The sequence below is a fragment of the Micromonospora deserti genome (assembly GCF_003236335.1).
Classification (GTDB): domain Bacteria; phylum Actinomycetota; class Actinomycetes; order Mycobacteriales; family Micromonosporaceae; genus Micromonospora; species Micromonospora deserti.
Map to the genome: position 1 here is coordinate 1 of NZ_POUB01000284.1, position 7,632 is coordinate 7,632.

The following is a 7,632-nucleotide window of genomic DNA, read 5'->3' on the forward strand; positions in this document are numbered from 1 at the left end:
CCCGCATGAAGACCTTCAAGATCCTGCGGGACTATCGCCGCGCCGCCAAAACATTGGCCGACACCGCTTCCGGCGTTGCCAACCTCCACAACATCATCCTCGCCGGATGACGCCGACACCGTTGAACAGCAACGCGTTCACCGAGTTACGAGACATCCTTTAGCTGTACAAACTCTTGCTTTGGTTACCCTCGTCTTCTCTAGAATGCTGCATTTCGCACCACGAATAGCTCCACAGCCGCGCTGGCTGGTGAGGGCTGGGTGGGGCTCAATGTGGTGACTCTCAGTTATCCCTGCGCCTCGTGCTGGGTCGACCGTCGCAGACCTGGTGTGTAGTTCTGCATTCCTTCAAGATGGCCGCGCTTCGCATGCCGACTCGCACCGCCGAGCGTGCCCTGGCCCGACCGGGCGGGCCGCTGTGCGGAGGAAGGCTGAAGGAATGGCGAGAGTGCGCAGCAGGGAAAGTCAGCGCGTACAGTTTAGGTAACAGCGTCCGAAGTTATAAGTACCAAGTCGCTGAGGCGGCGTAGTAGCAAATTCGTGTGTTGCTCCATGAGGCCGGCTCGCTCAGAGCTAAGAGTTTCAAATTGCCCATGCGCGGCCAGGTTCCGGAGTCCGGAGCATTGCTCTAAGTCTTTGACGTCTTGGACTGTAAGGAGTTGCTCCCGCCGGAGCGCCTTCGTGAGTACTGATAACGTAGGCCGTTCTTCGACCAGGTTGCCGCGATTCTCGGCAACGGCCCGAAGAGCGACTTCGAGAGCCGCGCCGCACAGGACGATAGCAGCCGCCGGATGCGCGTTTGGGTCTTCGTTCAGCCGACGAACTTGACCCATGACGTCGGTGCTTGCCTGGCCGATCTCGCTCCAAGACCGAGAGCCCGATATCTCGATGACTCCCGCTTCAACCTGGTCCGCCCACGCCCGCAACAACTCACCGATGGCGCGAGCGCCCGATTCAGTGGACTGGTTGTCGCCTTTGGTTTGATATACGGAGACGGCGCGTTCAGTCCAGAAGCTGTCTGCGCCGGAGTACTGCCGTAAAAACTCCTGCGCAGCTGCAGCTCGCGCGACAATCTTTGTGAGTAGCTGGTAATCGGACGAAACCCAGTAACCGTGGCTAGCGCTATGTTCGCTCGTAACCCAATGCATATCCTTCTCGAGTTCGTCCGCCTGCCGCCTGGCGTACGCCAGAATCTTCGCCGTCCTCGTCATGATGTCGTCTTCCTTCAGTTGGCAGTGAGCAATTAGAGCAGGGGATTCCCTAGTCGTGTTGCTAATCGCTGCTTTCTCCACATTGACCAGAAAATCCCTTGCTCGGCACCGTGTGGACGAGGCCGAGGAATGGTTGAGAACGTGAAGAGTTAGGAAATCGATTAGCTGATGGAGCTACCGGCTTCCGGTGCTGTCTGACTGGGCAGCGTGGGCGTATCGCCTGCTGCTGGATGTTCATCGATCCATCTATGATCTTCGTCGCTCCAGCGAATGACTCGCCGGAGGTGTCCACCACGGCATCCCACGGCCCGGCGGCGGCCAGGGCGTTGACGTCGGCCGGCCGTGTCCGGTCCCCTCGGATCGCGCGTACGCCGTCGACATCCGGCCCGGAGGTGCCCCGGTTGAACGTCGTCACCTCCCACCCTGCGTCAAGGGCAGCCGTCACGACCGCGTGGCCTACGAACCAGGTTCCGCCGAGCACCAGCAAGCGCATTGAACCATCATGCCGAGGAAGAACCACCAGGGTGGGCAGGGGCGCTTCGGGCAACCGAAACTCCGTCCTGTAGTCGTCTGGTCCGCGCTGAAAGCAGCTGTCGACCTCAACTCGCCCCTCACTGGCCCCGGGTCGCTCCACGGTGAGACGTCGTTAGGTGGGAAAAGCGGAAGGTTGTCGCGTCACGTCATCTCCAGTCGGCAACTCGACACGTCCGAGTTGACAAACAATGCCAAACTTCTCTTAAGAGACTAAGCGGCGTCCAGCTTGCAGGTTGGGAGGTGTACGGGTTGTGCCATAGGTGTGCACGTTGCTCTCCCCTCAGATAGCTTGCTTGTCTTGGAGGATGTCCTTGAACCAGACGTGTAGAGCGGGCTTGATGGATGACCGACTGGACCAAGATTGAAATACCTCAGTTTATGGAGCTTGTTCTTGAGGATGAGGACTCGCGAGTCTTGGTGGGTCGGATTGTGCTCGACCGGCTTCCCTACGCCTTTGACACCAAGAGGCAGTACTTCACCTGGCGGGACGAATTGGCAACGGGAATCCAGGTGGACGCGCGAGACATTATTGTTGTGGGAAGCGCGGCTACCGGGCGTAGTCTTAGCTCTAGGAAGAGGTTCGGAGTCTTCGGCAGTGGTTCAGATGTAGATATTGCGGTGGTATCCTCGCGTCATTTCGACACCGCGTGGCAGTGGTTCCGTCGAGTCAACGTCAATCTCCTCAACCTCGATGATGAGGGGTTGCGGCTGTTTGGGCGGCATCGGAAGCAGTATATTTTCGATGGCATGATTGCCGCGAACTACTTCCTGAATTACCTCCCTTTTGGCACGCAATGGATCCAAGAACTGCAGCGATGCGAGAAATATCTTCCTAGTGTTCTTCGAGGGCGAAAGATGTCTTTGCGTATTTATAAGGACAATGAAGCGCTTAGAGAGGCGCAAATGGCCGCTCTTGATAGCTACCGAACTTATCTCGCTGCAAAGAAGGGTGTCTGAGAGTCGCGATGTCTGCTCGCAGTTTCCTCAACACCAGCCATCAGACCATTGGATGGTTCGCAGATCAAAGTGCCCTGAAGAAGCTGACACTGCGGCCGCCCTTTCAGCGACGCCCTGTCTGGACCAATGAGGAAAGCTCGTTCCTCATTGATACCATCTTACGGGGTTATCCCGTCCCGGAGGTCTACGTTTACTCGGTTCCAACAGACGCTGGTGACGACATGTATGCGGTTGTTGATGGACAGCAGCGACTTAGGGCCTGCCTCGAGTACATGGCAGACCGGTTTCCGTTGACTTTTGATGTGCATAAGCTTGAACCCCTGTACGGACTCGCGGAAACGCCCTGGTTCAACAAGCGCTTCTCCGAGTTGGCAAAGGAGGAGCGTGACCGGATTCGCCGGTACAAGCTGATTGTGCGTGATTTGGAGGGCGTTACGGACGAAGAGTTGAGGCATATGTTTCAACGCCTCAATCAGTCCAATATGGCGCTGAATGCCCAAGAGTTGCGATACTCGATGTACGGTGGCGGCCTTCTTGGGGTAGTGGAAAAGATCGTGGAACGCCCCGAGTGGGATCACTTCCGAATCTTTACGAAGATGCAGCGACGAAGAATGTTGGACTCGGAGTACGTTGCCGAATTGGTCGTAGGATACCTGCATTGGCCGCAGAACAAGAAAGATAATCTGGATCACTACTATAGACTGTATAGCCCCAACTTCCCTGCGGAGAAGGAGGTGTTGGAACGGTTCGGGGAGGTGTTGAGCTATCTAGCTGAGCTGTTCCCAGAGCCCAGAATGTCGGGTACCAGATGGTATCGAAAGTCGGACTTCTATACCCTTTTCTTGGCTGTCGCCCGAGGCCGAATTAATATCTCGAACATCAGCATAGAGACTCTGCGGGCCAGCTTGGTTGACTTGAGTATGCAGGTGAGTCATTCCCCGCGAGGTGCTGATTCAAGCCCCGTCAACGTCTACAGGGCGGCGGTCGAACGGGCGGCGACTGACCGGGCTAGACGCGTAAGACGCGAAGATTCTCTTGTGTCTTTCGTTGCGGGTCTCGAGCTAGTTCCGGCTTCCGGGGCTGAATACCTGACTGCTGATGAGGCAGTGCCGGATGAGCTAGTTGCTGATGAGCTCGACGAGGAGTATGAGGACCCTGAGTAGTTCGGCGTCGGCCTGGGCGAGGTCGGTACCCGTCATTCCTTGTATCGGTCGGGCTTATAGCGCCGCCCTCTGTCAGGTTTCCGGTCTTTCTCTGGCGGCTTGCAACGTCATCCCGGCTCCACGGCCGTTTACGACTGACCTTGCCGGACGGTGTCGGGTCTGCTTTATCCGGGGTTACTCGGCACGTTGGCCTACGACGTTTGCCCGTCGGCCTCGGGTAACGCTGACCAGACCGTCTGCTGCCAACGTAGCCACCGCGCGGTGAGCGGTACCGACCGAGACACCGTGCGCCGCTGCCAACTCGGCGACCGTAGGCAGCGGGTCGCCCGGATTGAGGCTTCCGACGCGGATCTGCTCGCGTATTTCCTCGGCAATCGTCCGGTAGGGGCTGTTCGGCGGGGTAGGCGTCGTCGGGCGGGTCGGCATCCGGGCGGCGAGGGTGCTGGCGGCCCGCTGGTCAGACTCCGACAGCCATGCGGCGTAGACCCGGAGAGTGGTGGTGCCACCGCCACCGTGACCGAGCCGGCCGGCGACGGTACGCACGTCGACACCGGCATTGATCAGCTCAGTTGCCGAGTAGTGCCGTAGGGCGTGGATGTGGCTGTCGATGCCCAGTCGCTTAGCAAGTCGCCCGTACCGCTGGGTGATGGTGTCGGGCCGGTAACCGCGGCTGTTGTCCGGCTCGGGGGAGAAGACGTAGTCCGCTGGGTCGGCCGTCGCGTCGAGCTGCGCCAGGCGGTCGACGTACCGCGCGTGCAGCTCGGTGAGCACGGCGACTGTCTCGGGATCGAGAGCGACCCGTCTTTGCTGGTGGGTTTTGGTGTCCTTCTCCTGTAGCACGCCGTCCGCGTCGAGGTAGGCGCTGCGTCGGAGGGTTAGCACGCCGGCGGCCAGGTCGAGGTGGTGCCAGCGCAGGGCGGCCAGTTCGCCGCGCCGGGCGCCGGTGGTCATGGCGAGTTAGACCAGCGCGCCCCAGTCCGGGTCGCGTCACGACTCGGTGATGATGCGGGCGGCGTCGGTCGGGTTTGGCGGTTGCGGGTCGGGGTGCGGCGGCGCCGGTGGTTCAGCCTGTGCGGCGGGGTTGACTGCGATCCAGCGCCACCGCACCGCCCGGCTCAGCGCACCACTCAGGATCCAGTGGATCTGCCGCACTGAGGACGCGCTGAGCGGCTTGCAGGCGTGCGGCCGACACCTCGCGGTGCAGGTGTGCTCGCCGGTCACCCGGTGCGTCACGGAAGCCTTGCCGCCGCACCGGTCCCGGCAGCGGCGCAGGCTCGCGTAGAAGGATTCCAGCGTCTCGGCGTCGAGCCGGGTTAGCGGCAGCTTGCCGAGCACCGGCCGGACGTGCTTGTTCAGCTTGTTTTCGTAGCCCATACGCGTGGTCGGCTCGATGTCGGCGACGTCCAGCCACTTGTCGAGCAGTTGGTTCAGCGTCGCTCGGGTGCGTGGGCTGCGCTTCTCGTCAACCTCGTTGAGGAAGCGCGTCCGTACCTTCTCCGCCTCTCGTTCGGCGGTTCGACCGGCCGGGACTGTCTCGGTGAGGTAGTGCCGCTTGCCGGTGAGCGGGTCGACGCCCGCATAGACCCTCACGCGGAGCGACCCGCTGGGGAGCTTCATGATCTCGCCACGTTGCCGCTTGACGCCTGCAACGGGGCCGACAGTAGCTCGATGGCTCCACGAATAGCTCCACGGGAGCCGTCCGGTCGAGAGAAGTACCTGTGCGCCCGGCAGGATTCGAACCTGCGGCCTTGGGATTAGAAGTCCCCTGCTCTATCCGCTGAGCTACGGGCGCGCGGCGTGGGTGTCGCGCCAAGAGGGTACCGCCGCCCGCGCGGTGTGCGGTGTAACGGGTGGTCGCGGCACGTCGCCGACCAGGGTCGCACGGGTGGGTGTCCGGGGCACCCGGGTTTACGCCGTCCGCGGCCGGGGGAGCGGCACGCCGTACCCTCGGCTGGTGCTGCTCGATCCGGAGACCGAGAACGACGTCGCGTACGAGCTGTGCCAGCTGCTCGGCCGGTCCATCGTGCCGATCAGCCGGCTTGACGGCGGGCCGGCGGGCGCGTTCGGCACCGCGTTCTTCTTCCGGCAACTGGTCGCCGGTGGCGAGGTGCGCGAGTACCTGCTGACCGCGGACGCGCTGACCCACGCGCCGGTGGGGGAGATCGGGCTGCGGCCGAGCGTGACCGAGCCGGCGGGCGTGGCCGGCGCAGCCGTGGTGCTGGCGGACTTTCCCGGGGAGTGGCTGCACCGGCCCGACCTCGGCGCCGCGATCATGCCCACCGCGGGGTTGCACGAGCACGCCGACAGTCAGGGCTGGCGGTGGCGTACCCAGCAGGTGACTGACGCCATCGCGGCCCGGGCGGACGTGATCGCCCGGATCGGCGCGGAGCCCGGTTCGGCGTTCGTGCTCGCGCTCGGGGTCGGGGAGGGCGGGTCGCGACCGTTGGAGGTGGCGATCAAGCAGGTCGCGCGCGAGGGGGACAGCGTGCGGGTCACCGCGGAGCTGCCCGCGGGCTACCTCGGCGCGCCGGTGTTCGGCGTGCAGGCCGGTGACGACGAGGTCGAGCTGCGTTGCCTGGGCCTGGTGCTGCCCGCACGGGACGGCGGTCACCCGCTGGCCACGTTCGACCGGATCCACGAGGCCGTCGCCGCCGGCCTGCCCGGCCAGGGCTGACCCCCGGGGCTCAGCCGCCCGGCGCGGTCGCGCCCGCCGGGTCGGCCGCTTCCGTCGGCCGCCGGCTCGCCGGTGCCCGGACCTCCGCCTCGTCGCGGACCGTCGGCCCGGCCCCGAGGAACGCCTCGGCCCACCGACCCACCTCGGCGAAGACCTTTTCCCGTACGGCCGGGCCGGAGAGCGTGAGGTCGTGCATGCCGCCGTCGAAGCGGGCCAGGGTGACGTGCCGGCCGAGCCGTGGCGCCCAGCGGACCATGTGTTCGACGTCCAGCACCGCGTCGGCCAGCGAGGCCGAATCGTGCCACTTCATCCCCTTGAAGCTGCGGGTCGAGCAGGCCACCAGCACCGGCACCGGGATCTCCAGCCCGGCGCGGAGCTGCTGCTGGCCCCGCCGTATCGCGGCCAGCCAGGCGGCCCGCACCGGGAACCCGGCGAGGGGCTTCCAGGCCAGGTCGTAGCTCCACTCGCCGCGGTGGTCGGCGTGAATGCTCTCGCCGTACACGGTGCCGAGGCCGGGACGGATGATCCGTTTCGGCGCGGTGCGGGCCAGGCGCGCGACGGCGGCCGCGCCGGGCCGCCGCAGCGCCCAGGGGAGGTTGAGGTCGAAGAACGGGCTGTTCAGGAAGAGCCCGTCAACGATGCCGGCGTCGCGGCGGGCGTGCGCCCAGAGCGAGACGATCAGCCCACCGGTGGAGTGGCCCATGGCGAGTAGGGTGTCGTGCCCGTCGTCGTCCCGCACGATCGTCGCGGCGGCGTCCAGCTCCGGAAAATACTCGCTGACGTCTGTGCAGTAGTTCGGAGTCTGGTGCGGCAGCAGGCTGCGGCCGTACTTGCGCAGGTCGAGGGCGTAGAAGTCCCAGCCCCGCTCGGCGAAGAAGTCGGCCAGGTGGGTCTGGAAGAAGTAGTCGATGAAGCCGTGCACGTAGAGCACGGCCCGCCCGGTGGGGCGGTCGGCCCGGCGGCGGACCAGGGTGGCGACCACCGGTCCCTCGTCGTCGGTGCCCAGGTCGATCGTCTGCCGCTCGTACGGCGGGCCCAGCACGTCCGGTTCCACGAACGCGACGGTACGCCCGCAAGCTACCCGGCGGTAGCCC

The 7,632-nt window shown here is 64.0% G+C and carries 5 protein-coding genes, 1 tRNA gene and 2 pseudogenes; 3 read left to right on the forward strand and 5 right to left on the reverse strand.

Annotated elements, in window-relative coordinates; translation table 11 throughout:
- Window positions 1-478 precede the first annotated feature (478 nt).
- Together C1I99_RS32430 and C1I99_RS26925 are read right to left on the reverse strand one after the other, a co-directional pair.
- Window positions 479-1,210 carry a hypothetical protein gene (locus C1I99_RS32430; RefSeq protein ID WP_146604062.1) on the reverse strand — a complete coding sequence of 244 codons (732 nt, stop codon included), beginning with the start codon at window positions 1,208-1,210 and terminating at the stop codon, window positions 479-481.
- Between the two features lie 277 nt (window positions 1,211-1,487).
- Window positions 1,488-1,703, reverse strand: a pseudogene (locus C1I99_RS26925) (NAD-dependent epimerase/dehydratase family protein); the annotation flags it as partial.
- A 383-nt stretch (window positions 1,704-2,086) separates the two neighbouring features.
- Here C1I99_RS26925 and C1I99_RS32435 point away from each other — a divergent pair.
- Window positions 2,087-2,701 carry a hypothetical protein gene (locus C1I99_RS32435; protein ID WP_146604063.1) on the forward strand — a complete coding sequence of 205 codons (615 nt, stop codon included), beginning with the start codon at window positions 2,087-2,089 and terminating at the stop codon, window positions 2,699-2,701.
- Between the two features lie 8 nt (window positions 2,702-2,709).
- A complete protein-coding gene (locus tag C1I99_RS26930) occupies window positions 2,710-3,864 on the forward strand; it encodes a DUF262 domain-containing protein (RefSeq protein WP_111137018.1) in 1,155 nt (384 codons plus the stop codon).
- Between the two features lie 174 nt (window positions 3,865-4,038).
- On the opposite strand, the pseudogene C1I99_RS35260 reads toward C1I99_RS26930, so the two are convergent.
- Together C1I99_RS35260 and C1I99_RS26940 are read right to left on the reverse strand one after the other, a co-directional pair.
- Window positions 4,039-5,481 (reverse strand): annotated as a pseudogene (locus C1I99_RS35260) (tyrosine-type recombinase/integrase).
- A 102-nt stretch (window positions 5,482-5,583) separates the two neighbouring features.
- Window positions 5,584-5,656 (reverse strand) — tRNA-Arg (locus C1I99_RS26940).
- A 162-nt stretch (window positions 5,657-5,818) separates the two neighbouring features.
- Here C1I99_RS26940 and C1I99_RS26945 point away from each other — a divergent pair.
- Window positions 5,819-6,538, forward strand: a complete 720-nt coding sequence (locus tag C1I99_RS26945) for a hypothetical protein (protein ID WP_146604064.1) — start codon at window positions 5,819-5,821, stop codon at window positions 6,536-6,538.
- Window positions 6,539-6,548: 10 nt separating this feature from the next.
- On the opposite strand, the gene C1I99_RS26950 is transcribed toward C1I99_RS26945, so the two are convergent.
- Entirely contained in the window at window positions 6,549-7,592 is a 1,044-nt protein-coding gene (locus tag C1I99_RS26950) for an alpha/beta hydrolase (RefSeq protein WP_111137020.1), read from the reverse strand.
- Between the last annotated feature and the right edge of the window lie 40 nt (window positions 7,593-7,632).

Coding starts and splice junctions, on each gene's coding strand:
- C1I99_RS32430 (WP_146604062.1), bottom strand. CDS start 1,210: ATGACGAGGACGGCGAAGATTCTGGCGTACGCCAGGCGGCAGGCGGAC.
- C1I99_RS32435 (WP_146604063.1), top strand. CDS start 2,087: ATGACCGACTGGACCAAGATTGAAATACCTCAGTTTATGGAGCTTGTT.
- C1I99_RS26930 (WP_111137018.1), top strand. CDS start 2,710: ATGTCTGCTCGCAGTTTCCTCAACACCAGCCATCAGACCATTGGATGG.